The organism is Psychroserpens damuponensis (assembly GCF_000826655.1).
Lineage (GTDB): Bacteria > Bacteroidota > Bacteroidia > Flavobacteriales > Flavobacteriaceae > Psychroserpens > Psychroserpens damuponensis.
The window spans coordinates 1-202 of the sequence record NZ_JXJO01000040.1; the positions used below are offsets into that span (position 1 = coordinate 1).

A 202-nucleotide genomic window follows, 5' to 3' on the forward strand; every position below is an offset into this window, starting at 1 on the left:
GTTGCTGTCTCTCCTACTAATAATATTCCTTCTAAACTGCCTGCATCTGCATTATCAAATGTTGGTCCTGTGGTTAAGGTTAATACGGTTCCATCTGCATCAGTTAACGTATCTGTTATCGTGACACCATCTAATGTAACGTTACCTGTATTCTCAACTGTAATTGTGTAGTTGATTGTATCACCTGCTCCTAATACGCCAT

1 protein-coding gene is annotated in these 202 nt (G+C 39.1%); it reads right to left on the bottom strand.

The annotated features are described in order from the left end of the window. Positions 1-202 (bottom strand): DUF7507 domain-containing protein (locus TD29_RS18425; RefSeq protein WP_040282618.1); only part of this gene is annotated, 202 nt, incomplete at both ends.